This window comes from Pseudoclavibacter soli DSM 23366 (genome assembly GCF_000423505.1).
GTDB classification, from domain to species: domain Bacteria; phylum Actinomycetota; class Actinomycetes; order Actinomycetales; family Microbacteriaceae; genus Pseudoclavibacter_A; species Pseudoclavibacter_A soli.
The window spans coordinates 349,429-374,628 of sequence record NZ_AUIC01000003.1 but is presented as its reverse complement, the minus strand read 5'-3'; the positions used below and the strand labels follow the sequence as shown (position 1 = coordinate 374,628).

The following is a 25,200-nucleotide window of genomic DNA, read 5'->3' as shown; positions in this document are numbered from 1 at the left end:
TAGAGCCGTTGAGTCACCAAAAGCTCAACGGGTAACACTCAAGGGTGGAATATCGACATCTTCTGGATTGAATCTAGGTGTGATCAGTACAGTCAGTAATGACTCGGAACGCTCATCTAGTGAAGAGACAGAGTGCACACTGTTGGGTCCTGAGGGATCGGGACGGCGCAAGCCGGACGATCACTCAAGACCTGCAGGTCGCAAGACCTCTGGTTACGGACCGAACCTCTACGAAGCATCGCTTCTACGAGTTCGGTACCGACCGTAAGTTGAGAACTACACAGTGGACGCGAGCATCAGACAGATTCTTCTGAATCTGTCGGATAGTAGTCAATTTTGTTTCTGGCGAAAGCCAAGAAGCTAAGACAAACACTGGTGAATCCGATTCACTCCCAGGCTTGCCTGGAAGAGATGAAGATTCGCTACTTATGTGGTCAAGTTTCTAAGAGCAAACGGTGGATGCCTTGGCATCTGGAGCCGAAGAAGGACGTAGTAATCTGCGATAAGCCTCGGGGAGCCGATAAACGGGCTTTGATCCGAGGATTTCCGAATGGGGAAACCCAGCTGGGCCTAAGAATCCAGTTACCCCTGTCTGAATACATAGGGCAGCGGGAGGGAACGTGGGGAAGTGAAACATCTCAGTACCCACAGGAAGAGAAAACAATTTAGTGATTCCGTTAGTAGTGGCGAGCGAACGCGGAACAGGCCAAACCGGTCATGTGTGATAGCCAGCAGGCGTTGCATGGCTGGGGTTGCGGGACTTTTCAGTTGTGCTGCTGAACAACAAGAAGAGATGATTAGCATAGTCGAATGGCATTGAAAGGCCAGTCATAGAGGGTGCAAACCCCGTAGACGAAATGTTATGAACCTTCGAGAAGTATCCCAAGTATCACGGGGCCCGAGAAATCCCGTGTGAATCTGCCAGGACCACCTGGTAAGCCTAAATACTCCCAGATGACCGATAGCGGACAAGTACCGTGAGGGAAAGGTGAAAAGTACCCCGGGAGGGGAGTGAAATAGTACCTGAAACCGTTTGCTTACAATCCGTTGGAGCACCCTAGTAGGTGTGACAGCGTGCCTTTTGAAGAATGAGCCTGCGAGTTAGTGATATGTGGCGAGGTTAACCCGTGAGGGGAATCCGTAGCGAAAGCGAGTCTGAATAGGGCGTCGTAGTCGCATGTTCTAAACCCGAAGCGAAGTGATCTATCCATGGCCAGGTTGAAGCGCGGGTAAGACCGCGTGGAGGACCGAACCCACTTAGGTTGAAAACTGAGGGGATGAGCTGTGGATAGGGGTGAAAGGCCAATCAAACTTCGTGATAGCTGGTTCTCTCCGAAATGCATTTAGGTGCAGCGTCATGTGTTTCTTACCGGAGGTAGAGCTACTGGATGGCTAATGGGCCCCACAGGGTTACTGACGTCAGCCAAACTCCGAATGCCGGTAAGTGAGAACATGGCAGTGAGACGGTGGGGGATAAGCTTCATCGTCGAGAGGGAAACAACCCAGACCACCAACTAAGGCCCCCAAGCGTATGCTAAGTGGGAAACGATGTGGAGTTGCAGTGACAACCAGGAGGTTGGCTTAGAAGCAGCCACCCTTGAAAGAGTGCGTAATAGCTCACTGGTCAAGTGATTCTGCGCGGACAATGTAACGGGGCTCAAGCATACCGCCGAAGTTGTGGCATTCAGATATTAGATAGGCCTTCGTGGTCCAGTCGTCTGGATGGGTAGGAGAGCGTCGTGTGGGCAGTGAAGCAGCGGGGTAACCCAGCGGTGGAGCCTACACGAGTGAGAATGCAGGCATGAGTAGCGAATGACGGGCGAGAAACCCGTCCTCCGAATAACCAAGGTTTCCAGGGCCAGGCTAATCCGCCCTGGGTAAGTCGGGACCTAAGACGAGGCCGACAGGCGTAGTCGATGGACAACGGGTTGATATTCCCGTACCGGCAAAGAACCGTCCAAGCCGACCCAGTAATGCTAAGAACCCGAATCCTCTGGCTTTCCCTTCGGGGAGAGAAAGAGGCCTAGCGTTCGACCCTACGCTGGCAAGGCTAACGTATCTCAGGTGTGACGCAGGAAGGTAGCCTCCGCGGGGCGATGGTTGTCCCCGTCTAAGGATGTAGGCCGAGAGATAGGCAAATCCGTCTCTCATATAGGCTGAGATCTGATGGTGAGCACGTATGTGCGAAGTGGGTGATCCTATGCTGCCGAGAAAAGCATCGACGTGAGGTTCTAGCCGCCCGTACCCCAAACCGACTCAGGTGGTTAGGTAGAGAATACCAAGGAGATCGAGAGAATCGTGGTTAAGGAACTCGGCAAAATGCCCCCGTAACTTCGGGAGAAGGGGGGCCCTAGACGTGACAGGATTTACTCCTCGAGCGTCCCAGGGCCGCAGAGACCAGTGGGAAGCGACTGTTTATCAAAAACACAGGTCCGTGCGAAGTCGCAAGACGATGTATACGGACTGACGCCTGCCCGGTGCTGGAAGGTTAAGAGGAAGGGTTAGCTTCGGCGAAGCCTAGAATTTAAGCCCCAGTAAACGGCGGTGGTAACTATAACCATCCTAAGGTAGCGAAATTCCTTGTCGGGTAAGTTCCGACCTGCACGAATGGCGTAACGACTTCCCAGCTGTCTCAACCGCGAACTCGGCGAAATTGCACTACGAGTAAAGATGCTCGTTACGCGCAGCAGGACGGAAAGACCCCGTGACCTTTACTATAGTTTGGTATTGGTATTCGGTGCAGTCTGTGTAGGATAGGTGGGAGACTTTGAAGCGGCCACGCCAGTGGTTGTGGAGTCGTTGTTGAAATACCACTCTGACTGTTTTGGATATCTAACTTCGACCCGTGATCCGGGTCAGGGACAGTGCCTGATGGGTAGTTTAACTGGGGCGGTTGCCTCCCAAAAAGTAACGGAGGCGCCCAAAGGTTCCCTCAACCTGGTTGGCAATCAGGTGTCGAGTGTAAGTGCACAAGGGAGCTTGACTGTGAGAGAGACATCTCGAGCAGGGACGAAAGTCGGGACTAGTGATCCGGCAGTGGCTTGTGGAAGCGCTGTCGCTCAACGGATAAAAGGTACCTCGGGGATAACAGGCTGATCTTGCCCAAGAGTCCATATCGACGGCATGGTTTGGCACCTCGATGTCGGCTCGTCGCATCCTGGGGCTGGAGTTGGTCCCAAGGGTTGGGCTGTTCGCCCATTAAAGCGGTACGCGAGCTGGGTTCAGAACGTCGTGAGACAGTTCGGTCCCTATCCGCTGCGTGCGTAGGAAATTTGAGAGGATCTGTCTCTAGTACGAGAGGACCGAGATGGACCAACCTCTGGTGTGCCAGTTGTTCCGCCAGGAGCATGGCTGGTTGGCTACGTTGGGAATGGATAACCGCTGAAAGCATCTAAGCGGGAAGCCGGCCTCAAGATGAGATTTCCAAGCCTTATGGCGAGAGGACCCCAGCAGACCACTGGGTTGATAGGCCGGATGTGGAAGCACAGTAATGTGTGGAGCTGACCGGTACTAATAGTCCGATAACTTGATAACATTTTCTATCCGAGATGTTCGCGTCCACTTTGTGGTTCCCGATTTATGGTCGGGAATCTGTTTATCGCTTGATGAGCATCGCTCATCTCGCTGACGAAACCGATTGATAAATCAATAAGTGTTTCGGCGGCCATAGCGTGAGGGAAACGCCCGGTTACATTCCGAACCCGGAAGCTAAGCCTCACAGCGCCGATGGTACTGCAAGGGGGACCTTGTGGGAGAGTAGGACACCGCCGGACTTAACTTCAGAATGGCCACCTTCGGGTGGCCATTCTGCATTTAACAGCACTTTTGGGAGGACTCATGAACGAGCACCAGGACGACCGGGCACGCCGCGGCAAAGACGCCTCAGGGCGCCCGAAGCGCGGCGGTTCAGGGAACTTCCGTGGCAAGAAGTCTGACTTCCAGAAGCGAGGACAGCACAAGGGCGGGCAAAAGGGTCGGCCCGACTCGCGTCGCACGGAGGAACCGACCAGCCGTCGCGATGAACCGGAGCTGCCGGCATCCGTTCGTGTTGCCGATCTGCCGTTCAACATGCGCGTCGAGCTCAAGACGCTGGCGAAAGAGAACGCCGAGGTTGTGGCCCGTCAGCTCGCTGTCGCTCTGGCCAATCTTGAGAACGACCCGGCAGAGGCCTCACTGTACGCGCAGGCAGCGGTCAAACGCGCTGGCCGTGTTGGCATCGTGCGTGAGATCGCTGGGCTCAGCGCATATCGAAATCAGGATTGGGCGCTGGCCCTGCGTGAGCTGCGCGCACACCGCCGCATCACCGGCGACCAGTCGAATCTTGCCATCATTGCAGACACTGAACGTGGTCTGGGGCGCCCTGATGATGCGATTCAGCTTGCCGAAGAGACTGATCTTGTTGCCTTGCCAGCTGTTGTGCGGGTTGAGCTCGCGATCGTGGTAAGTGGTGCCTGGCGCGATAAGCACGATCTGGCGCAGGCGCGTGCGGCGCTGGAGATTGACGAGCTGAACCCTGACGTCGCCTACTCCTATAGCGCTCGACTGTTTGAGGCGTACGCTGATGTGCTCGAAGAACTCGGCGACTCCGCAGCGGCTGACTGGGCGCGGCGCGCCCGCCTCGCCGAAGCGGCATGGGAGGCACGCAATCCCTCGGCGAGTGGCAGCGAAGACGACTTGGTCACTGACCTGGGCGAGATCGCCGAGTGACCGTCGCCAGCATCCTGAGGCAATGATGCCAGTATGACTGCCGATCTGACCGAACTGAGCGCTGTTGCGTTGCGCGATCTGCTGCGCGTCGGCGCGGTGTCACCGCGGGAGGTCGCTGTGGCCTTCACCGAAGCGATTGCGGCGCGAGACGCGTTCGTGGGCGCGTTTTCCCAACACGACCCAGCGCTTGCCGCCATGCAGCTCGACGACTTGTATCGGCAACCTCCAGAGGAGCGTGGACCGCTCTGGGGACTGCCCGGTGGCGATAAAGATCTCTATGACCGGGCCGGGGCAGTGACCGGTTTTGGGTCTCGGGCGAATTCGCCGCACCCCGCCCGCCGCACCCATCGGCTGCTGCAGCTGGCCGACCGCGCCGGCATGGTCAGCCTGGGCCGCACGAGCGTGCCGGAATTCGGGCTGCCCTGCTACACCGAGCCACTCGACTGGCCCACGGCGCACAACCCCTGGCGCCTCGATCGCAATGCGGGCGGCTCGAGCGGTGGCGCGGCTGCTGCCGTCAGCGCGGGTATGCTGCCTTTCGCTATTGGCACGGATGGCGGAGGATCGGTGCGCATTCCCGCAGCCAGTTGTGGGCTGGTTGGTTTGAAACACTCGAGAGGCCGCACGGCTGCGCTGACAGTGGCCGAGTCTGCGTCGGGGCTGATCGTCGAAGGCTGCATCGCACACGATGTGACCGATGCGGCGCTGCTGTCCGAAGGCTTGGTGTGGGCCGATGCCAGACTGAGCGGGGGCTCGGCGGCACCCACGACGGCGCTGACCGATCGGCTGCTTCAGCAAGACGGTCCGGCCTCGCACGCCAGAGTGGCGCTGCTCGAGGGCAGCCCATGGGACGCCTTCACCGACATCACCGTGACTGCTGAGATTCGGTCGCGAACCGAGGAAATCGCAGCAGCGCTCGCTGACCAAGGACATGAGGTGCAGCGCATCCGTCTGGTCGAGGAAGACCGCTATGGCGCCGCTTTTTCGGTGCTGTGGCAGGCGGGCGCAGCTGCAGCAGTGCCCGCAGACGTCGACACGTCGCTGCTCGAGCCGCTGACTGCCTGGCTCGTGGCCCAGGGGCGTACCGTGGTCGAAGCCGACATACAACAGGCGCTGCAGCTGCTGCGTGGCTACGCCGAACGAGTCGAAACGCAATTCACCCCATGGGATGCTGTGCTCACCCCCGCGCTAGCTGACACCGCGCGCCCCAATGGCTGGTACGACCCGGTGGATGCCCGGCGCAATTTCGCGCAGCAGTGTCAGTTCACACCGTTCACATCGTTCGTCAACGTGCTGGGCGCTCCGGCGATCACCCTGCCCACAGGCCTGGCTGCTGACGGTCTACCGATCGGCGTGCAGCTGATCGGCCACATCGGCGATGAAGCACGGCTGTTGGAGCTGGCCCGTGGGTTGGAGCTGGCGGGTGAAGTGTTTGCGCTGCGGCCGTCGATCGACGCCTGCTGACGAATCGGTAGACTTGCGGTCATGTCTGCACTGTTCCGTCGTCGTCAGGATGATGCCCCCGCCCTTCCCGAAGCTCCTGCCGAGTCGCCGCTGGCCGGTCACGACGCAGTGCTCGCCGACCTCGACGGCGTGGTGTACCGCGGCCCGAACCCCGTGCCGGGCGCGATTGACGCGTTGAACGCCGCGCAGGCGCTCGGCTTCACGATCGCCTATCTGACCAACAATGCCTCACGGCCAGCGCGCACGGTTGCCGAACACCTCACCGAACTCGGCCTGAGTGTCGCCGAGCGCGACGTGGTGACGAGCCCGCAAGCGGCGGTGCCCATGCTGTTCGAAGAACTCGAGCCGGGCGATGAGGTGCTCGTGGTGGGCGGCCCTGGCCTGCTGGAAGAGGTGGAGGCTGCCGGGTTCGCGATCACACGCACCGCAACTGAGCAGACGAAAGCCGTCGTACAGGGCTTTGCCAAAGACGTGCAGTGGAGCGACTTGGCCGAGGCTGCATACGCTGTTGCCGCCGGTGCGGCCTGGATCGGCACGAATCAAGACTGGACGCTGCCCAACGAACGTGGTCTCGCCCCGGGCAACGGCACACTGCTCTCTGCCGTGCATACCGCCACCGGAACCTTTCCCAAGATTGCCGGCAAACCCGAGCGCCCCATTTACGATGTGGCGATCACTCGGTTCAAGACCCGCAATCCGCTGTTCATCGGCGATCGACTCGACACCGACATTCAGGGAGCGCGCACGGTGGGCATCGAGTCGGCACTGGTGCTCACCGGAGTCGACGGCGCCGCAGAGCTGCTGAAGGCCGAGGAATCGCAGCGACCCGACTACATCCTGGCGAGCCTGGCCGATCTGCACCGCCCCTACCCGCTGCTCGAGATCGCGCCCAACGGCGCCGTCGTCGGCGATGCCGCCGTGATCATCGCCGGCAGCGACGTGATTATCGACCGCGGTGACCCCAGAGATGTGAACACGCTGCGAGCAGCCACCGCCGCAGTGTGGACCAGCGAGACCCCAGCCTCTGCGCTGCGTATGCCAGAGGAGCTGGTCGGTCGCCTCGGGTAGAATCGCCAGTATGAACAGGCCGGCCGATCAGGGCACCAGCGACGTTGAGATCGACCGTGCACTCTTGGTCTCTGCGCTCGACCGGGTCGCTCAGCTGCCGCTTGAGCAGCGAGCCGCCGAGTATCAGCGGCTCTACGACGACCTCTCGCATCAGCTCGATGTGACCGACACCGCCTCGCAGCTGGAGGCGTGATGCGGCTCGACCAAGCACTGGTCGAGCGCGGACTCGCGCGCTCTCGTCCCCAGGCTCGCGCCCTGCTTGACGCCGGGGCAGTAGCGGTGCCCGGCCTCGCCAGACTCAAACCAGCCACGGCCATCACCGACGAGCAGACGATTACGGTTGCTGGCGACCATCACTACGTGGGTCGTGCCGCGTTCAAACTCATCGGCGCTCTCGACGACTTTGGCATTGACGTGACCGGCCGCGTCGCACTTGACGCCGGCGCTTCGACCGGAGGCTTCACCCAAGTGCTGCGCGAGCGCGGCTGTGCTCATGTCTACGCCGTCGACGTCGGGCACGACCAGCTGGCTGCGAGCGTGGCGGCTGACCCGCAAGTGACGAACATCGAGGGGCTCAACCTGCGCACGCTGAAACGCGACCAGCTGCGCCCGGCGCACGCCGAGCATCCACCGGAGCACATTGACCTCCTGGTCGGTGATCTGTCGTTCATCTCGCTGACGCAGGTACTCGAACCGCTCACCACTGAGCTGCACCCGACCGACGCCGTGCTGCTGGTGAAACCGCAGTTCGAAGTCGGGCGCGGTAACCTTGGACGAGGCGGTGTGGTCAGTGATGCCGCGTTGCAGCGGGCAGCCGTCGAGCGCGTCGCGGTAGCCGCCGAACAGCTGGGCTGGGCCGTGGCCGGCGTCGTGGCCTCGCGCATTGCGGGAGAGTCTGGCAATCAGGAGTACCCGATCTGGCTGAGCACGGATCGCGCACAAGAGATACCGTGGCGGCAGCTGCTGCCACAGCTGACCGAGAGGAGGTCGCAGTGACTGAGTCGCCCCGTCGTGTGCTGTTAGTGGTGCACCCGAGACGTGAGGTTGCACTGAAGGCCACCACAGTCGCCGTCAGTCTGCTGCGCGAAGCCGGTCTGATTCCCGTATTTCTGCCCGAGGGTATCGAACCACTGGTCGAATGGGGGCTCGACGTCGGCGGTGACGAAGTGCTCGGCATCGACTGCACCGGTCCCGATCTCGAACTCGTGATGGTGCTGGGCGGTGACGGCACCATCCTGCGCGCCGCCGAGACAGTGCGCTTCGACGCCACCCCGATTCTCGGGGTCAACCTCGGGCATGTCGGCTTCTTGGCCGAGAGCGAGCGCGATGATCTTGTGCAGGCAGTGCAGCACGTGGTGCGGCGAGAATACGAAGTGGAAGAGCGCCTGGCGCTGACCATGCGAGTGATCGTCGATGGCGAAGTGCTCTTTCAAGACTGGGCCCTCAACGAGATCACCATCGAGAAGCCGCGCAGCAACAAGATGATCACGTTGGGCATCAGCGTCAACGATCACCCGCTCACCGGATTCGGTTGCGACGGGGTCATGGTCTCGACGCCCACCGGCTCGACCGCATACTCATTCTCTGCCGGCGGCCCAATTGTCTGGCCGAGCGTGCAGGCCCTGCTGTTCGTGCCGTTGAATGCGCACGCGCTATTCGCCAGGCCGCTGGTGATCGCACCGCAGCACACGGTGAGCGTGCAGTTGAGCGAAGACATCGACGGAGCCGTTTCCTGGGCGGACGGGCGCCGCCAGCAGACCATTCCAGCCGGAGCGCTCGTGACGATCAGTCGATCAGAGACGCCGGTGCGGCTGGCCAGGCTTCGCATCTCGTCGTTCGTCGACCGGCTGGTGGGCAAGTTCTCGCTGCCCTCGGCCAGCTGGAAGCAGCAGCACGGGCAGTCGCACGAGACCGAGGTAGATGGCGCATGATCGAGGAGATCACGCTACGAGACCTCGGAGTGGTGCGCGAAGCCAATCTGCAACTCTCTGACGGCTTCACTGCGATCACCGGAGAGACCGGCGCTGGCAAGACCATGCTGATCACCGCTTTGCAGCTGTTGCAGGGCGCCCGCGCCGACCGCGGCCGGGTGCGCGTGGGAGCTAACCAAGCCGAGGTCACCGGCCGCATTCTGGTGCCGGCCAATGGCGACACTGCGCTCGCGGTGGCCGAAACCGGCGGGCAGCTCGATGATGACGAGCTGCTGGTGGATCGCCGGGTCAGTGAATCCGGACGCTCACGTGCGTGGCTGGGCGGGCGGGCGGTGCCCACCGGCGTGCTGGCCGAGATTGTGGCGCCGCTGATTTCGATTCATGGCCAGAGCGATCAGCTGCGGTTGCGCAGCACGACGCAGCAGCGAGAGCTGCTCGACCGATTTGGCGGTGAGCCGCTGGCCGAGGTGCGTGCGGCCTATCGTGCCGGCTATCGAGACTGGCAACAGACCGAGCATTCACTGCGCTCGCTGCTTGATCAAGCTGACGCACGTGCGGCCGAAGCGGTGGCGTTGCGCGCCGACGTTGAAGCGGTAGAACAGATCGACCCGCAGCCGGGCGAGCTCGAAGCTTTGGAGACGAAACTGCGCCGCATTGACGCGCGCCAAGACCTGCTGCGGCGCGCAACGACGGCCTACCAGCTGGTTTCTGGCGACGACTGGTCAGCAGACGGCCGCCCCGATGCGGCAGGTCTGATCAGCGAGGCCGCGCGCGAACTCGGTGGGGCAGACGACGCCGAGCTCACTGCCTTGGGTGAACGGCTCGAGGCCGCCGCCATCGATCTGCAGGAGATCGCGGGCGACTTGACCGCAGTGCTCGGTGCGTTCGACGAGGTCACCGCCGAACAGATCAGCCAGCTGCACGAACGCGTGGCGGCACTGCGTGATCTCGAACGCCGGTTCGGGTCGATAGACCGAGCCATTGACCTGCTGGGCGCCGGCAGCGCACGTCTGGTCGAGCTCGATGCCGACCAACAGACGGTGCTGCAGCTGAGAGACCAGCTGGCTGCGGCTGTCGCTCGCCGCGACCTTGCGGCGAGCCGTCTGCATGAGGCGAGAGCCGCAGCTGCCGAACGACTGGCCACCGAGGTGACGGCGGAGCTGCCCGGGCTCGCCCTGCCAAACGCACAGTTCGGGGTGCGTCTGAGCGAGCAGCCACTCGACGAGCAGGGAGGCGACCGAATCGAATTCACCCTCGCCGCGCATCCCGGCGCACAACCTCTGCCGCTGACCTCTTCAGCCTCGGGCGGCGAGCTGTCGCGAGTGATGCTGGCTCTCGAGCTGGCACTGGCCAGCACCGAGACAGGCGACCAACTCACCGATCGACCGACCTTCGTGTTCGACGAAGTCGACTCTGGCGTGGGTGGCGCCGCCGCAGTGCAGATCGGCCGACGTCTGGCCGAGCTGGCGCGCAGCGCTCAGGTCGTGGTCGTCACACATCTGCCACAGGTGGCTGCCTTCGCAGACACACAGCTGCTGGTGCACAAGTCTGATGACGACGCGACCGTCGCTTCGACGGTGCGGCAGCTCGACATCCCAGCGCGCGAAGCCGAGCTGGCCCGAATGCTCGCGGGCACCGTGACCGAGACCGCTCTGGCACATGCCCGTGAACTGCTGGCCGATTCGCGTGTGCAGGCCGACGAGCGACGAAGACGACCCAACAGCTGACACGATCACGTCTGTGGCGGCTGTCACGGGCGACGGCATGAGATAGGATGAAGTTCCGTGGATGATGCGCAGAGCCCCCAGGCGAACAGAACAGTCAAACAGATCTTCGTGACCGGCGGTGTGGTGTCGTCACTTGGCAAGGGGCTTACCGCAGCCAGCCTCGGACACATCCTTCGGGCCAGCGGCGTGCGCGTCGTGATGCAGAAGCTCGACCCGTATCTCAACGTCGATCCGGGCACCATGAACCCGTTCCAGCACGGTGAGGTGTTCGTCACCGAAGACGGCGCCGAGACCGACCTCGACATCGGCCACTACGAACGCTTTCTCGACATCAATCTGTCGCAGGCTGCCAACGTCACCACCGGCCAGGTGTATTCGACGGTCATCGCCAAAGAACGGCGCGGCGAGTACCTGGGCGATACCGTGCAGGTCATTCCACACATCACCGATGAGATCAAGCGGCGCATGCGCGCGCAGGCCGAAGGCGACGACCTGCCAGACGTGATCATCACCGAGATTGGCGGCACGGTCGGCGACATCGAGTCGCAGCCCTTCTTGGAAGCCGCGCGACAGATTCGGCAGGAGCTCGGCCGCGACAACGTGTTCTTCGTGCACGTTTCGCTGGTGCCGTTCATCGGCCCCAGCGGCGAGCTGAAGACCAAGCCCACCCAACACTCGGTGGCCGCGCTGCGTTCGATCGGCGTGCAGCCCGACGCGATCGTGCTTCGCTCTGACCGCCCAGTCGGCGAGTCGATCAAGTCGAAGATCGCCCTGATGTGCAACGTCGAAGACGAGGCCGTGGTGAACTGCCCTGATGCGGCGAGCATCTACGACATTCCCACCATCATTCACGCCGAGGGCCTCGACCGAGTGATCCTCGATCAGCTGCACCTTGAGGCGCAGCCAGTCGACTGGTCTCGCTGGCAGCCGGTGCTCGACGCCGTGCACCACCCGCGCCATCGGGTCACTGTGGGCCTCGTCGGCAAGTACATCGATCTGCCCGACGCGTATCTGTCGGTGACTGAGGCGTTGCGTGCCGGTGGTTTCGCACACACTGTCAAGGTCGACATCAAATGGATTCCGTCAGACAGCCTGCTCGACGAGGCTGTGCGCGAGCGCGAGCTTGGTGCCGTCGATGCCATCTGCGTGCCGGGCGGGTTCGGCATTCGTGGCATCGAGGGCAAGCTCGCCGCCCTGACCTACGCACGCGAGCAGCGTCTTCCCGCGCTCGGCCTGTGCTTGGGGCTGCAGTGCATGGTGATTGAGTACGCTCGGGCCAAAGCTGGTCTGGTCGATGCCTCATCGAGCGAGTTCGACCCCGAGACTCCGCAGCCGGTGATCGCCACCATGGCTGAGCAGGTTGACGTGCTCGCCGCGGGCGACCTCGGCGGTACCATGCGCCTGGGCTCCTACGAGGCACGTCTGACCCCCGGGTCGATCGTCGCCGAAGCCTACGGCAGCACCGAGGTGACCGAGCGTCACCGTCACCGTTACGAGGTGAACAACACCTACCGTGATCGCATCGCCGAGGCCGGCCTGGTATTCAGCGGCACCTCGCCCGACGGGCATCTGGTGGAGTTCGTCGAACTGCCCAGAGACGAGCACCCGTACTACGTGGCGACCCAAGCGCATCCGGAGTTCAAATCACGGCCGACCTCACCGCATCCGCTGTTCGCCGGTCTGATCGCGGCCGCTCTCGATCGACAGCAGGCCTCGCGACTGTTCGACGCCGACGACGCGGCTGCCGAGACCGGCGAGACTGCCGAATGACGGAGCCGCTGGCTGATCAGCCGGCGCACCTGCCGGTAAGCGAAGGCCGTGTGCTGGCCCACGGCCACGTCTTTGACCTAGTGACCGAAACCTTCGAGTTCGACGGGCAGACGCTCACACGCGAATTCGTCGAACACCCCGGTGCCGTGGGCGTTCTGGCAGTAGACGAGCACGACCGTCTCGCCCTGATTCGTCAGTATCGTCACCCGGTGCGCTCGCGTCTGTGGGAGCTGCCGGCCGGTCTGCTCGATGTGCCGGGCGAAGACCCGCAGGCCGCCGCCCAGCGCGAGCTGGCCGAAGAGGTTGAACTGCGCGCTGACCACTGGGAGCACTTGATCGACTGCTATACGACCCCTGGCGGCAGCAACGAACTGCTGCGGCTCTACCGCGCAGAGGGGCTGCACTCGACCGAACATTTCGCACGAGACGGCGAAGAGGTGGAGCTCGAACTGGTTTGGCGCCCGTTCGCCGAAGTGCTCGAGGCGGTGCGCAGCTCGCGTGTGCGCAACCCCACCTTGGTCATCGGCGTACTCGCCGAGGCAGCCAGGCGGGCCTAGGCCACGATGAACGCACCCGCCGGATTCGCCGCGCAGGTCGATGCGTTTCTGCGGCAGCTGCGCGTTGAACGCGCTCTGTCGGCCAACACGGCCGAGGCATATCGGCGTGATTTGCGCAGCTACGGTCGCTGGCTGGCTGAGGCTGGCATCACGGATGCGACAGAGGTCACCGAGCGCCGCATCGCCGAGTATCCGTTATGGCTCAACGAGACGCGAGCAGTGCAGCAGGTCGAGACCAGTGCGGCCACGGCGGCACGGATGCTCAGTGCGGTGCGCAGCTTTCACCACTTTCTGTTTCTTGATGGGGCCAGTGCGCAGGATCCGTCGCCGGGGCTGCGCGCGCCCAAGCGTGGTCGGCGTCTGCCGAAGGCGCTCAGCATCGATGAGGTGACCAGACTGCTCGAGTCGGTGCCCGGTGATGATCCGATCGCCCTGCGCGATCGGGCCATTCTGGAGTTTCTCTACGCCACCGGAGCCCGGGTGAGCGAACTGTGTGACGTGTGCGTCGACGATCTGCAGCAGCTGGGCGATGAGGAGTCGCCGGAGTCCGCGCTGTCGATCGTGCGGTTGCGTGGCAAAGGTGACAAAGAGCGGATCGTGCCGATTGGTGCGATGGCACGGGCTGCGCTGGATGCCTACTTAGTGCGAGCCCGGCCGGGCTTGGCTGCACATGGGCGAGGCCGCGCACGCCTGTTTCTGGGCGTGCGCGGAGGGCCGTTGTCGCGACAGGCGGTGTGGACCATCCTTGAGCGTGCCGCCGATCGGGTGGGGCTGGCAGATCGCGTCTCACCGCATGTGCTGCGACACTCGTTCGCCACGCATCTGCTCTCGGGCGGTGCCGACATTCGTGTGGTACAGGAGCTGCTGGGGCATGCCTCGGTGGCGACCACACAGGTGTACACACTGGTCACGCAGGAGGGGCTGCGCGAGGTCTACGCAACCAGCCATCCACGAGCGCATCATCGCGGGTAGAATGGCACGGTGAGTGATTTTCCCGAACCCCAGCCGCTGTCGACGCACGGCCCGGCGCGCATCATCGCGCTGTGCAACCAGAAAGGCGGTGTCGGAAAGACCACGACCTCGGTCAATCTCGGTGCGGCGCTGCAAGAGTACGGTCGTCGCGTGCTGCTGGTCGACTTCGATCCGCAGGGGGCACTGTCAGCAGCGCTCGGTGTGCAGACTCTCGACGGGCCCACGGTCTACGAGCTGCTGATGGGCACGGTGCGCGACACCGCATCGGTGATCGTGCACACCGAATCAGGCCTCGACGTGCTGCCAGCCAATATCGATCTTTCTGCGGCTGAGCTGCAGCTGGTCAACGAGGTGGCGCGCGAGCAGGCGCTCAGCCGTGCCCTGCGTCAGGTCAGCGGTGACTATGACGTGATTCTGGTCGACTGCCAGCCCTCACTGGGGCTGCTCGCGATCAACGCGCTGACCGCAGCGCATGGAGTGCTCATTCCGCTCGAGGCTGAGTACTTCGCACTGCGTGGTGTCGCGCTGCTGGTTGAGACCATCGAGAAGGTGCAAGACCGGCTCAACCCCTCGCTCGAGCTCGACGGCATCGTCACCACCATGTTCGACTCTCGCACGTTGCATGCGCGCGAGGTGCTCGAGCGCGTGCGCGAGGCTTTTGGCGACAAGGTGTTCGAGACGATCATCCCGCGCACGGTCAAGTTTCCCGACGCCACCGTCGCTGCCAAGCCCATCACCGAGTTCGCCAGCACACATGTGGCAGCCCAGACCTACCGCAGCTTGGCCCGAGAACTGATCTCGCGTGGCGGAGCTCCCTGAACCTGCAGCGGGCGCCGAAGCGCACGACGATGCCTCGTTCGCGGTGCGCCTCGAGAACTTCGACGGGCCGTTCGACCTGCTGCTGCAGCTGATCGGCCGCCACGAGGTCGACGTCACCGAGGTGTCGCTCAGCGCAGTCACCGCAGAGTTCATCGACTATGTGCGAGCGCTCGATGACGCCGGCCAGCTCGAACAGGCCAGCCAGTTCATCGTGATCGCGGCCACGCTGCTCGACATGAAAGTCGCCGGGCTTTTGCCACGGGGAGAGGCCGTCGATGCTGATGACATCGCTGCCTTCGAGGCTCGCGATCTGCTGTTCGCCAGACTCTTGCAGTACCGTGCCTTCAAAGAGTCGTCGACATGGTTTGCGCAGCGTCTGGCCGCCGAATCTGGCCGGTTGGCCCGCACCGCCGGCATCGACGAACGGCTGCGGCCGGGGCTGCCCGAGCTGATCTGGACGACCAGCCTCGACGACTTCGCCGTGCTGGCTCGCATCGCTCTGGCGCCCAAGGCGCCCGAGACCATCGGGCTGGCACATCTGCACGCACCAGCTGTGAGCATCCGGGAACAGGCCGGAATCATCGCCGACCGGCTGCGCCGTGCCGGCCAGCTCACCTTCACCGAGTTGATCGCCGACGCGAGAGTACGGGGCGAGATCGTGGCTCGATTTCTGGCCGTGCTCGAACTGTTTCGCGAGGCGGCGGTGAGCTTGGAACAGCTCGAACCACTCGGCCCGCTGAGCGTACGATGGAGCGCCGAGCACTGGAGCGACGAACAGCTGATCGCGTTGGGAGCCGAATATGACCACTGAACCACCGCAGCCGGGGCAGCCAGCCGAGCCGCGCATCCCGCTGCCCACTGCGCTCGAGGCGCTGCTGATCTCGGCAGACCGACCGATCGAATCGGCTGCGCTCGCCGCCGCCACACAGACTCCCGAACCCGATGTGGTGCGCGCTCTGCAGAACTTGCAGCGTGACTACGCCGGAGGCGATGACGTGCCCGCTCGCGGGTTCGAGCTGCGCCAGCTGGCCGGCGGGTGGCAGCTGTATGTGCGCGCCGGCTGCGAACCGGTGGTGCAGGCTCTGCTGGCTGAGCAGGCACCCGCACGACTCTCACAGGCCGCTCTCGAAACTCTCGCCGTGATCGCCTACAAACAGCCGATCAGCCGTGGACAGATCGCGGCCATCCGTGCGGTCAACGTGGACTCGGTGGTGCGCACGCTACTGACTCGCGGGCTGATCACCGAAGCCGGCATCGACGAACACACTCAAGCCACCCTGTTCGAGACCACTGACGAGCTGCTGGTGCACCTCGGCATCAACTCGCTGGCCGAACTGCCACCCATTTCTGACCTGCTCGATGAGGATCCTGATGACGAACACGCATGACACCGCCGCGAACGCTGAGGGGCAGCGGCTGCAGAAAGTGATGGCTCAGGCCGGCGTCGCCTCGCGGCGGGCCAGCGAAGAACTCATCGTCGCAGGCCGAGTACGCGTCAACGGTCAAGTTGCGCGAGAACTGGGCACCCGCGTCGACCCGCTGCGTGACCGCATCGAGGTCGATGGGCTGGTGATCGTGACCGACCCTGACCTGCGCTACTACCTGCTCAATAAACCGGCCGGCGTGGTCAGCACCATGCACGACGAACAGGGCCGCCCCGATCTGTCGCAGTACGTCACGGCCGAGACCGGTCGCATCTTCAACGTCGGGCGTCTCGACGAGGCCACCCGCGGGCTGCTGCTGCTGACGAATGACGGTGAGCTCGCGCACCGGCTGATGCACCCGTCATTCGAGATCGAGAAGGTCTACCTGGCTCTTGTGCGCGGCACGGTGCAGCCGGGCACCTTGGCCAAGCTGCGCGACGGTGTGCAACTCGACGACGGCCCGATCGCGGTTGATCGCGCCCGGGTAGTCGATCGCAGCGAAGGGCGCAGCCTGGTCGAAGTCACCCTGCACTCGGGGCGCAACCGCATCGTGCGCAGGATGCTCGCGGCAGTCGGCCACCCGGTGATCGATCTGCTGCGCCGCAGCGTCGGCCCGGTGCGTCTGGGGGATTTGGCCGAGGGAGCCATGCGCCCGCTGACCGATCGTGAGGTGGGCAGTTTACTGAAAGCCACGACAGACAAGTAGACTGCCATGTGCGCGCAGTGTTCGCGCCACTCCCCGTCAGTCAGCTTCGAAAGGGCACATGAGCATCAGTCACGACGTTGCCCGCACCGTCTCGCCGGTGCTGATCGTGGGCACCGGGCTGCTGGGCGCCAGCATCGGGTTGGCTCTCAGACTGCGCGGAGTCGAGGTGTTGCTCGAAGACACCTCACCGAGCGCACTCGCGCTCGCGGCAGACTATGGGGCTGGCCGCCGACTCGAACCTGGTGATGTGCCGGCGCTGGTTGTGGTGGCCGTACCGCCAGAGCTGACGAGTGCTGTGGTCGCCGAGCAACTGACCCGCTGGCCTGAGGCGTTCGTCACTGACGTCGCCAGTGTGAAGTCGGCAATCGTCACTGAACTTGCCGTGCGTGGGGCTGACCTCACACGGTATCTGGGCTCGCATCCAATGGCCGGGCGAGAACGTGGTGGGCCGATCTCCGCACGCGCAGATCTGTTTCTCGGCCAGCCGTGGGTGATTGCCGAGCACGCGCAGACCTCGCCTGAAGCGCTCGAAGTCATCGAGCGACTGGCCCTCGATGTCGAGGCTGTGCCGGTGCACCTGGCGCCTGAGCAGCACGATCGTGCCGTGGCGCTGATCTCGCACGCGCCTCAGGTGGTGGCCACGCTGTTGGCTGCACGGCTCAATGGCGGCTCGCCGTCAGAGGTGGGCCTAGCCGGGCAGGGGCTGCGCGACACCACGCGCATCGCCGCGAGCGATCCCGGGCTGTGGTTGCAGATTCTGGCCGCAAACGCTCCCGAGGTGGTCGAGGTGCTCACCGGTCTGCGCGACGATCTCGACCGCATGATCACCGATCTCTCCGACGTCGAAGCGCCCGGCGCGCGGCGTGACATCGTTGAGCTGTTCATTGACGGCAACACCGGCGTGCGACGCATTCCCGGCAAGCACGGCACCGATGCCACGTACGCCTCGCTGGTGGTCTTCGTCGACGACCGACCGGGCGAGCTGGCCCGGTTGTTCGCCGAGGTGGGCGAGATCGGCGTGAATATCGAAGACGTGCGCATCGAGCACTCGCCGCAGGCACAGTTCGGCTTGGTCGAGTTGTCGGTCGTGCCCGACCGCCGTGATGCACTGGCCGACGCACTAGAGGAGCGATCATGGCGGATCAGCAGATGAGCGCAGAGACCCTGCGGCCGGTGGTCGCCATCGATGGCCCGGCCGGCTCGGGCAAATCGAGCACGGCTCGCGCGGTCGCGGCTCGTCTGGGCTTCGCACATCTCGACACCGGTGCTTGGTACCGTGTGCTCACCTGGATCGGGTTGCGCGACGGCGTCGACCCAGCGGATGCCCAGGTGCTGAACTCAGCGCTGGCCCACTTCGACCAAGTGGTCGCCTCGAGTTTCGGGGCAGATCGCATCACGGTCGGGGGAGTCGACGTCACCGAGGCCATCCGCACCCCTGAGGTCAGCCAGTCGGTCAGCCGCTATTCCAGCGTGCCAGCGGTGCGTGATCACCTCAATCACGCCTTCCGCCACCTGGCAGCCACCACCAGTGCGCCCGGTCTGGTGGTCGAGGGGCGCGACATCACCACCGTGACCTTTCCCGATGCGGCCGTGCGCATCCTGCTGACCGCATCGGTCGACGCACGAGCACGCCGACGTGCCGCACAGCTCGGCAGCGACGACGTTGCGGGCATTGCCCAGCGCATCAGCGAGCGAGACGCCCGCGATCTGACCGTCGTCGACTTCGCCAACGCCGCCGACGGCGTCACCCTGCTTGACACCAGCGACCTCACCCTTGACGAGGTCACCGAGACAGTCGCCGACCTGGTGGCCGCCTCTACGACGAAGGAGCACCATGAGTGAACCACGCGAACCTGAGTTCGGCACCACCAGCGCCGACGAGCTCGCCCAACGACTGCAGGGGCTGGCGCCCGACCTCGAGCAGCAGGTGGCAGATGTCGCCCGGGCAGCGCTCGATGAGTACGAGCTTGAGCCTGAAGACGCACAGCTGATTCTCGGCGATGAAGAGCGTGCCGAACGCAGCGCCCCGCGCCCCGCGCCGCCGGTGCTGGCAGTGGTCGGGCGCCCCAACGTGGGCAAGTCGACGCTGGTCAACCGTGTGCTCGGCCGCCGCGAGGCTGTGGTCGAAGACACTCCCGGTGTCACCCGCGATCGGGTGTCGTATGACGCCGAGTGGAACGGCCGGCCGTTCACCCTGGTCGACACCGGTGGGTGGGAGCTCGAGGCGAAAGGGCTCGACGCGAAGGTTGCCGAGCAGGCCGAGCTAGCCATCTCGGAGGCCGACGCCGTGCTGTTCGTGGTCGACGCCACGGTAGGGGTCACCTCGACCGACGAGCAGCTGGTGCAGGTGCTGCGCCGCTCGGGCAAACCCGTGCTGTTGGTCGCCAACAAGGTCGACGACGGCGCCCGCGAGGCCGACGTTGCTGCGCTGTGGGGGCTGGGGCTCGGCGAGCCGTTCCCTGTCTCGGCACTGCACGGCCGCGGTTCGGGCGATCTGCTCGACGCAGTGATCGCGTTGCTGCCCAAAGAGTCGAAGATCGCCCAGGCGCAACCTGGCGGCCCACGCCGTGTGGCGCTGATCGGCCGTCCGAACGTAGGCAAGTCGAGCCTGCTGAATAAAGCCACCGGCACCAATCGTGCGGTGGTCAACGACTTGGCGGGCACCACCCGTGATCCGGTTGACGAACTGGTCACCATCCTCGGCAAGACCTGGCGGTTCGTCGATACTGCGGGCATCCGTCGTCGCGTGCATCTGCAACAGGGCAGTGACTACTACGCCACGCTGCGTACGCAGTCGGCACTCGATCGAGCTGAGGTGGCCGTCGTGGTGCTCGACGTCACTGAGTCGCTCTCCGACCAAGATCTGCGCATCATCGACATGGTGGTCGAGTCGGGGCGTGCGCTGGTGCTCGCGTTCAACAAGTGGGATCTGCTCGACGACGAACGCCGCATCTACCTCGAACGCGAGATCGATCAACGGCTGTCGCACGTCGCCTGGGCGCCGCGGGTGAACATCTCGGCCAAAACGGGGCGTCACCTCGAGAAGTTGGTGCCTGCACTTGAGGCAGCCTTGGACGGTTGGGATACTCGGGTTCCGACCGGCAAGTTCAACGCGTTTATTCATGAGCTCACCCAGGCGAACCCGCACCCGGTGCGCGGCGGAAAGCAGCCGCGCATTCTGTTCGGCACGCAGGCCTCAAGCCAGCCACCGACCTTCGTGCTGTTTACCAGCGGCTTTATGGATCCGCAGTACCGCCGCTTCATCACCCGCCGCCTGCGCGAGGTCTATGGGTTCGTCGGCACACCGATCCAGATCAACATGCGTGTGCGTGAGCGCCGGGGCAAGAAGAAGTAGGCAGCGTTCAGCTGGCGGCCAGCCGCGCCCGCTCGGTCTCGATGTCGAAGTCGGCCGGGGGCCACTGCTGGTGCAGGTCTTCGAGTGTTTCGATCAGTATCTGCTGCACAGCGGCGCGAGCGTAGGGCTTCGAGTCGGCCGGCACCACGTGCCAAGGCGCACTTGGGGTCGAGGTGCGGGTCAGGGCGATCTCGTACGCCTCTTGATACGCCGGCCACAGCTCGCGTTCGTCGACGTCGCCGGGGGAGTACTTCCAGTGCTTGTCGGAGCGGTCGAGGCGTGAGGCGAGGCGTCGGCGCTGCTCGTCTTTTGAGATATGCAGCATGACCTTCACCACGGTGATGCCCTGCTCGGCGAGCTCGGCCTCGAAATCGTTGATGATGCCGTAGCGCTTCTCGATCTCGGGCAGCGGGGTGAGGTTGCGCACGCGATGAATCAGCACGTCTTCATAGTGTGAACGATCGAAAACGCCGATCAGGCCGACTGCTGGCAGCTCTTTGCGCACTCGCCACAGAAAATCGTGCTTGCGCTCTTCGGGAGTGGGCGCTTTGAATCCGTGGATGTGTGTGCCCTGCGGATCGACATTGCCGATCACGTGTCGCACGATGCCGCCCTTTCCAGCGGTGTCCATGGCCTGCAGCACCAAGAGCAGTGATCGCTGGTCACCGGTTTCGGTGCGGCCGTTGGCGAACATGAGCTCCTGCAGATCTGCCAGGTGATTTGCAGTGTCGGCTAAAAACTCGACAGGATCGGCATCTTTCTTCCAGCCGGGAGTGCTGGCGGGGTCAATATCGGCAAGCAACTGCCCGGGATCGAAACGCAGCAGATCACGGGGCGAGCTTTTCCAGGGAGTTTTCATGGCATCTATCGTATGCGTTGGCGGTGCGCGGGCGGTGGATGGCCGAAGGTCACCGCGTAGACTGGCCGATGTGAAAATCGTGACTCATAACGGCAAGTTCCACGCCGATGACATTTTCGGCGTGACGCTGCTGCGCCAGCTCTACCCCGACTCGACGTTGGTGCGCACCCGCGACCCTGAGGTGATCGCCTCCGGCGACATCGTGCTCGACGTGGGCGGTGTGTACGACCCTGAGAAGCTGCGCTTCGACCACCATCAGAAGACTTCGGGGGCGCGTGAGAATGGCATCCTCTACTCGGCCTTCGGGCTGCTCTGGCAGCATTTCGGGCGCGAGTTCGTCGGCGGCGACGAAGAGGTGTGGGAGCGCATGGATCGCTCGTTGGTGCAGGCCATCGATGCGGTGGACAACGGTCAAGACCTCTACACGCTGACCGACTTCAAGGCTCGGCCGATCGACATCTCAGAGACGCTCGGCTGGTTCAACCCGGTGAGCCTGACCGACCCCGAGACCGGTGAGCTGGTCGAGACGCAGGCTGAAGAGTTCGATGCGCAGTTCGAGAAGGCGGTAGCCGTCGCCACGCAGCTGCTGCTGCGTCTGCGGGCCAAGACCCGCGATGCGGTGGCGGGCAAGCGCTATTTCGTGGAGGCGTACTCGCAGACTGACGATGCCCGCTACGTTGTGCTCGATCGCTTCGTGCCGCATGGGGGCATCGCCAGCAAGCAGCCGTTGCTGCAGTTTGTCGTGTTTCCGAACGCCAACGGTGATTGGGCGATCAAGACGGTGCAAGTCGACTCTGCCAGCTTCGAGTCGCGGGTGTATCTGCCAGCGGCCTGGCGCGGGCAAGAGCAGGCGCATTTGGCTGAGCTCACCGGTGTGCCCGACGTCGTGTTCACGCACAAAGCCGGGTTTATCGGCGCAGCCAAGAGCAAAGAGGGCGCGCTTGAGCTGCTGCGCCAGGCACTGGCCCAGCCCGAGTCGGTGGCGTTCGACCGCGAGGCGAAGCAGCAGTTGCTGAACGCTCAGCCTGTTGAAGGCAGCGCTCAGCACTGATCGATGGCACTCGCAAGGCCCGGACAGGCATGACGCAGTTTCTCACCCCAGCGGCACCAGCCCACGCCGAGATCGTGGTGCAGCGCTCGCGCTTTCTGGCCCACCTCGCGCCGGCTGCGACTGAGACCGGGGCTCGCGCGACCATCGCGCAGGTGCGCGCCCGGCATCCACAGGCCAGACACCATTGCACGGCGTTCATCGTCGGTGATCGTGCGGAGGTGGCACGCTCGAACGACGACGGTGAACCGTCGGGTACTGCCGGGCGGCCCATCCTCGAGGCGCTGCAGGCCGCGGATCTCGGCTGGGCGGTCTGTGTGGTCACGCGCTACTTCGGCGGCGTGCTGCTCGGCACTGGTGGGCTCACCCGCGCCTATCGCGATGCCGCGCAGGCTGCGATCGGTGCCTGCGATTTGGTGCGGGTGCGCGAGTGCGTCGAGGTGCAGGTCACCGCCTCGCACGCTGATGCCGCGCTGCTGCAGCGGTTGGCGCGGCAGCAGGGGTGGGCTGCTTTGGATGCTGCATGGACCCAGTCGGTCACCCTGCGTTTCGCCGTGGTCGCCGCCGATGCCGAGGCCGCACTGGCCCAGATGGTGCAGGCGGCCTCGGGGCGGGCTGCGCCGAGTGTGGTCGGGCACCGCCTCATGGCGTGAGTGGGGGCACGATTTCACCGTGCTGCGCATAATTTCGTCAGGTTGGGCATGCTGAGGGGGAGATCGTGCACGGGGCGTGAATATGTGCACGTCTCGGCGCGTAGAATTGCCGCATGCCATCATTCGCGTACACAATCGCCGGATCCGAAGCCACCGGCGGTGCCGGTGCCCAGGCCGACCTCAAGACCTTTCAGCAGTTCGGTGTGTTCGGTGCCATTGCGCTCACCTGCATCGTCTCGTTTGATCCCAAGAACAACTGGGGGCATCGGTTTGTGCCGGTCGATCCCCAGGTGATCAGCGACCAGATCGAGGCGATCACCTCGGCCTATGGCCCAGACCAGCTGCAGACGGTGAAGATCGGCATGCTCGGCGTGCCGGCCAGCATCGAGCGGGTGGCGCAGGCGCTCAGCGAGCGCGAGTATCAGAACGTCGTGCTTGATCCAGTGCTGATCTGCAAGGGGCAAGAGCCGGGTGCCGCGCTCGACACCGATCAGGCGCTCATCACTCAGGTGCTGCCCAAGGCCACGTTCGTCACGCCCAACCACTTCGAATCGGAGCGGCTGTCTGGGCTTGAGCACATCGGCAACGAGACTGATCTGATCGAGGCGGCCAAGCGCATCCATGATCGCAGCGGCGCAGCCGTGCTCGCCAAGGGTGGCGTGCGGCTCGAGGGGCCCGACGCGATCGACGTGTTCTATGACGGCACCACTCTCGAGGTGCTGCGCGAGCCGAAGGTCGGCGAGCACGTGGTCGCCGGTGCCGGGTGCACGCTTGCTGCCGCGGTGACGGCTGCACTGGCTCAGGGAGACACCCCGCTCGAGGCGGCCAGGCGTGCCAAGCGGTTTGTGACCGACGGCATCAAGGCTCGAGTCACCTCGCAGGCGCCGTTCGACGTGATTTGGCAGGGCGCCGTTCAGGCCTGACGCCGGGCCGAGTCATCGGAATACCGCCGCGACGCGCAACGTTGGCCCCACCATGACGAAGACGATCTCGATTGACGTGTGGTCTGATGTGGCCTGCCCCTGGTGCTATCTGGGCGAGCGGTCGCTGCAGCGTGCACTGGCCAACTTTCCGCATGCGCAGGATGTCCGGGTCACCTTCCACAGCTATCAGCTCGACCCTGATGTGCCGGCTGATGCCACTGGCAGTGAGCTCGACTATCTGGTTGAACGCAAAGGGCTTTCGGCTGAGCAGGTAGAGGGCATGTTCGCGCAGATCGCTGAGCGAGGCCGCGACGTCGACATCGAATACCGCTTCGACCGCACCGTGGTGGCGAACACTCGTCGCGCGCATCGTCTGCTGCAGGCTGCACTGCGTGAGGGCGGAGAGGCAGCACAGTCGAGACTGGTCGAAGCGCTGTTCGCGGCGCACTTCGAACAGGGTGCTGACGTCGCTGACGATCAGACGCTGGTTGAGCTGGCCCGGCAGGTGGGCCTGAGTGCTGAGCAGGCCCGGGCTGCTCTCGATGGCGAGGCCGAAGAGCAGGCGGTGGCCGACGACATCCAGCGTGCCAATGAGCTCGGCATCACCGGGGTGCCGTTCTTCGTGCTGCAGAACGCCTACGCGCTGCCGGGTGCACAGCCAGTCGAAGTGTTCGAGCGTGCGCTCGAGCAGGTGTGGCAGGAGGGCGTCGCGCGCGCCGAGTGAGGCCTCTCAGGCCGTGAGCCTTCGGGTGAGCACACTGAGTGCCCAGTTGACGAAACCGAGCACGATCGCACCCAAGACGGCCGACCACCAGAACCGGTCGATGACGAGGCCCCAGCCGAACAGCGAGCTGATCTGCGCGGCCAGCCAGAGCAGCAGTGCGTTGAGCACGATTGACCACAGCCCGAGCGTCACTATGTACAGCGGCAGGCTCAGCACTTTGAGGATCGGCCCCAAGGCTGCGTTGACCACGGCGATGATCAACGCGACGAACAGCATTGAGACGATTGAGCTGAGCGGTTCACTGCCGGTGAAGGGGATGACCTGGATGCCGGGAACCACTGCCGTGGTCGCCCAGAGGGCCAGCGCGGTGAGTACGATGCGGGTCAGCAACTGTGTCATAGCCTCATTATGCCCGCGCGGGAGGGGGGTGTGCCTGTCGAGTGCAGACAGTAATGAGAATTAGCCTCATTAGCACATACTGAACTAATTGTCA

Annotated in this window: 23 protein-coding genes and 2 rRNA genes; 23 read left to right on the top strand and 2 right to left on the bottom strand. The window is 63.8% G+C overall.

The window, feature by feature from the left end:
* The first annotated feature begins 432 nt into the window (after nt 1-432).
* The 19 genes from G557_RS0101735 (at nt 433) to der (ending at nt 20,500) form a co-directional block, all read left to right on the top strand.
* Nucleotides 433-3,534, top strand: a 23S ribosomal RNA gene (locus G557_RS0101735).
* 122 nt (nt 3,535-3,656) lie between these two features.
* Nucleotides 3,657-3,773: ribosomal RNA gene (rrf, locus tag G557_RS0101730) — 5S ribosomal RNA — on the top strand.
* Between the two features lie 64 nt (nt 3,774-3,837).
* A complete protein-coding gene (locus G557_RS11010) occupies nt 3,838-4,707 on the top strand; it encodes a hypothetical protein (RefSeq protein WP_051224081.1) in 870 nt (289 codons plus the stop codon).
* Nucleotides 4,708-4,740: 33 nt separating this feature from the next.
* Nucleotides 4,741-6,171, top strand: coding sequence for an amidase (locus G557_RS0101720; protein ID WP_028244717.1), 1,431 nt, complete (start codon nt 4,741-4,743; stop codon nt 6,169-6,171).
* Between the two features lie 21 nt (nt 6,172-6,192).
* The gene (locus tag G557_RS11005; RefSeq protein ID WP_084626906.1) at nt 6,193-7,239 is read left to right on the top strand and encodes an HAD-IIA family hydrolase; all 1,047 of its coding nucleotides are present in this window, start codon (nt 6,193-6,195) and stop codon (nt 7,237-7,239) included.
* 10 nt (nt 7,240-7,249) lie between these two features.
* The gene (locus G557_RS0101710) at nt 7,250-7,432 is read left to right on the top strand and encodes a hypothetical protein (protein WP_028244716.1); all 183 of its coding nucleotides are present in this window, start codon (nt 7,250-7,252) and stop codon (nt 7,430-7,432) included.
* Nucleotides 7,432-8,235: a TlyA family RNA methyltransferase gene (locus G557_RS0101705; protein WP_051224078.1), complete on the top strand. Its 804-nt coding sequence runs from the start codon at nt 7,432-7,434 to the stop codon at nt 8,233-8,235. Before G557_RS0101710 ends, G557_RS0101705 begins: the two co-directional genes overlap by 1 nt.
* Complete coding sequence (locus G557_RS0101700) at nt 8,232-9,170, top strand: NAD kinase (RefSeq protein ID WP_028244714.1); 939 nt, start codon at nt 8,232-8,234, stop codon at nt 9,168-9,170. Before G557_RS0101705 ends, G557_RS0101700 begins: the two co-directional genes overlap by 4 nt.
* Nucleotides 9,167-10,897 carry a DNA repair protein RecN gene (recN, locus tag G557_RS0101695; protein ID WP_028244713.1) on the top strand — a complete coding sequence of 577 codons (1,731 nt, stop codon included), beginning with the start codon at nt 9,167-9,169 and terminating at the stop codon, nt 10,895-10,897. Before G557_RS0101700 ends, recN begins: the two co-directional genes overlap by 4 nt.
* Nucleotides 10,898-10,954: 57 nt before the next feature.
* Entirely contained in the window at nt 10,955-12,667 is a 1,713-nt protein-coding gene (locus tag G557_RS0101690; RefSeq protein WP_028244712.1) for a CTP synthase, read from the top strand.
* Nucleotides 12,664-13,224, top strand: coding sequence for an NUDIX domain-containing protein (locus tag G557_RS11000; protein WP_036960274.1), 561 nt, complete (start codon nt 12,664-12,666; stop codon nt 13,222-13,224). The genes G557_RS0101690 and G557_RS11000 overlap by 4 nt, the downstream gene beginning before the upstream one ends.
* A gap of 6 nt (nt 13,225-13,230) precedes the next feature.
* Nucleotides 13,231-14,196, top strand: a complete 966-nt coding sequence (gene xerD, locus G557_RS0101680; RefSeq protein WP_028244711.1) for a site-specific tyrosine recombinase XerD — start codon at nt 13,231-13,233, stop codon at nt 14,194-14,196.
* Nucleotides 14,197-14,205: 9 nt separating this feature from the next.
* Complete coding sequence (locus G557_RS10995) at nt 14,206-15,015, top strand: ParA family protein (RefSeq protein ID WP_051224075.1); 810 nt, start codon at nt 14,206-14,208, stop codon at nt 15,013-15,015.
* On the top strand, nt 14,999-15,826 hold the full coding sequence (locus G557_RS10990) for a segregation and condensation protein A (protein ID WP_036960272.1): 828 nt from the start codon (nt 14,999-15,001) through the stop codon (nt 15,824-15,826). The genes G557_RS10995 and G557_RS10990 overlap by 17 nt, the downstream gene beginning before the upstream one ends.
* Nucleotides 15,816-16,403 (top strand): SMC-Scp complex subunit ScpB, encoded by a 588-nt coding sequence (scpB, locus tag G557_RS0101665; protein WP_028244710.1) that lies wholly within the window; start codon nt 15,816-15,818, stop codon nt 16,401-16,403. Before G557_RS10990 ends, scpB begins: the two co-directional genes overlap by 11 nt.
* Entirely contained in the window at nt 16,387-17,145 is a 759-nt protein-coding gene (locus G557_RS0101660; protein ID WP_028244709.1) for a pseudouridine synthase, read from the top strand. The genes scpB and G557_RS0101660 overlap by 17 nt, the downstream gene beginning before the upstream one ends.
* Nucleotides 17,146-17,203: 58 nt before the next feature.
* Nucleotides 17,204-18,298: a prephenate dehydrogenase gene (locus G557_RS0101655; RefSeq protein ID WP_156877044.1), complete on the top strand. Its 1,095-nt coding sequence runs from the start codon at nt 17,204-17,206 to the stop codon at nt 18,296-18,298.
* The gene (gene cmk, locus G557_RS0101650; RefSeq protein ID WP_051224072.1) at nt 18,280-18,987 is read left to right on the top strand and encodes a (d)CMP kinase; all 708 of its coding nucleotides are present in this window, start codon (nt 18,280-18,282) and stop codon (nt 18,985-18,987) included. The genes G557_RS0101655 and cmk overlap by 19 nt, the downstream gene beginning before the upstream one ends.
* Entirely contained in the window at nt 18,980-20,500 is a 1,521-nt protein-coding gene (der, locus tag G557_RS0101645) for a ribosome biogenesis GTPase Der (RefSeq protein ID WP_028244706.1), read from the top strand. Before cmk ends, der begins: the two co-directional genes overlap by 8 nt.
* 7 nt (nt 20,501-20,507) lie before the next feature.
* On the opposite strand, the gene G557_RS0101640 is transcribed toward der, so the two are convergent.
* Entirely contained in the window at nt 20,508-21,359 is an 852-nt protein-coding gene (locus G557_RS0101640; protein ID WP_028244705.1) for a polyphosphate kinase 2 family protein, read from the bottom strand.
* Between the two features lie 70 nt (nt 21,360-21,429).
* Between G557_RS0101640 and G557_RS10985 the strand changes: the two genes are divergently transcribed.
* The 4 genes from G557_RS10985 to G557_RS10980 all read left to right on the top strand — a co-directional run bounded on the left by G557_RS10985 (nt 21,430) and on the right by G557_RS10980 (nt 24,707).
* The gene (locus G557_RS10985) at nt 21,430-22,410 is read left to right on the top strand and encodes an MYG1 family protein (RefSeq protein WP_084626905.1); all 981 of its coding nucleotides are present in this window, start codon (nt 21,430-21,432) and stop codon (nt 22,408-22,410) included.
* Between the two features lie 29 nt (nt 22,411-22,439).
* Entirely contained in the window at nt 22,440-23,060 is a 621-nt protein-coding gene (locus G557_RS0101630; protein WP_028244704.1) for an IMPACT family protein, read from the top strand.
* 113 nt (nt 23,061-23,173) lie between these two features.
* Entirely contained in the window at nt 23,174-23,983 is an 810-nt protein-coding gene (locus tag G557_RS0101625; protein ID WP_028244703.1) for a PfkB family carbohydrate kinase, read from the top strand.
* A 52-nt stretch (nt 23,984-24,035) separates the two neighbouring features.
* Nucleotides 24,036-24,707 (top strand): DsbA family oxidoreductase, encoded by a 672-nt coding sequence (locus G557_RS10980; protein WP_051224069.1) that lies wholly within the window; start codon nt 24,036-24,038, stop codon nt 24,705-24,707.
* 6 nt (nt 24,708-24,713) lie between these two features.
* Here the strand turns inward: G557_RS10980 and G557_RS0101615 are convergent, their stop codons facing one another.
* The gene (locus tag G557_RS0101615) at nt 24,714-25,106 is read right to left on the bottom strand and encodes a phage holin family protein (RefSeq protein ID WP_028244702.1); all 393 of its coding nucleotides are present in this window, start codon (nt 25,104-25,106) and stop codon (nt 24,714-24,716) included.
* Between the last annotated feature and the right edge of the window lie 94 nt (nt 25,107-25,200).

Excerpts from the sequence above, each read along its gene's own strand:
- G557_RS11010 (WP_051224081.1), top strand. The coding sequence starts at position 3,838 with ATGAACGAGCACCAGGACGACCGGGCACGCCGCGGCAAAGACGCCTCA.
- G557_RS0101720 (WP_028244717.1), top strand. The coding sequence starts at position 4,741 with ATGACTGCCGATCTGACCGAACTGAGCGCTGTTGCGTTGCGCGATCTG.
- G557_RS11005 (WP_084626906.1), top strand. The coding sequence starts at position 6,193 with ATGTCTGCACTGTTCCGTCGTCGTCAGGATGATGCCCCCGCCCTTCCC.
- G557_RS0101710 (WP_028244716.1), top strand. The coding sequence starts at position 7,250 with ATGAACAGGCCGGCCGATCAGGGCACCAGCGACGTTGAGATCGACCGT.
- G557_RS0101705 (WP_051224078.1), top strand. The coding sequence starts at position 7,432 with ATGCGGCTCGACCAAGCACTGGTCGAGCGCGGACTCGCGCGCTCTCGT.
- recN (WP_028244713.1), top strand. The coding sequence starts at position 9,167 with ATGATCGAGGAGATCACGCTACGAGACCTCGGAGTGGTGCGCGAAGCC.
- G557_RS11000 (WP_036960274.1), top strand. The coding sequence starts at position 12,664 with ATGACGGAGCCGCTGGCTGATCAGCCGGCGCACCTGCCGGTAAGCGAA.
- xerD (WP_028244711.1), top strand. The coding sequence starts at position 13,231 with ATGAACGCACCCGCCGGATTCGCCGCGCAGGTCGATGCGTTTCTGCGG.
- scpB (WP_028244710.1), top strand. The coding sequence starts at position 15,816 with ATGACCACTGAACCACCGCAGCCGGGGCAGCCAGCCGAGCCGCGCATC.
- G557_RS0101660 (WP_028244709.1), top strand. The coding sequence starts at position 16,387 with ATGACGAACACGCATGACACCGCCGCGAACGCTGAGGGGCAGCGGCTG.
- G557_RS0101655 (WP_156877044.1), top strand. The coding sequence starts at position 17,204 with ATGAGCATCAGTCACGACGTTGCCCGCACCGTCTCGCCGGTGCTGATC.
- cmk (WP_051224072.1), top strand. The coding sequence starts at position 18,280 with ATGGCGGATCAGCAGATGAGCGCAGAGACCCTGCGGCCGGTGGTCGCC.
- der (WP_028244706.1), top strand. The coding sequence starts at position 18,980 with ATGAGTGAACCACGCGAACCTGAGTTCGGCACCACCAGCGCCGACGAG.
- G557_RS0101640 (WP_028244705.1), bottom strand. The coding sequence starts at position 21,359 with ATGAAAACTCCCTGGAAAAGCTCGCCCCGTGATCTGCTGCGTTTCGAT.
- G557_RS0101630 (WP_028244704.1), top strand. The coding sequence starts at position 22,440 with ATGACGCAGTTTCTCACCCCAGCGGCACCAGCCCACGCCGAGATCGTG.
- G557_RS0101625 (WP_028244703.1), top strand. The coding sequence starts at position 23,174 with ATGCCATCATTCGCGTACACAATCGCCGGATCCGAAGCCACCGGCGGT.
- G557_RS10980 (WP_051224069.1), top strand. The coding sequence starts at position 24,036 with ATGACGAAGACGATCTCGATTGACGTGTGGTCTGATGTGGCCTGCCCC.
- G557_RS0101615 (WP_028244702.1), bottom strand. The coding sequence starts at position 25,106 with ATGACACAGTTGCTGACCCGCATCGTACTCACCGCGCTGGCCCTCTGG.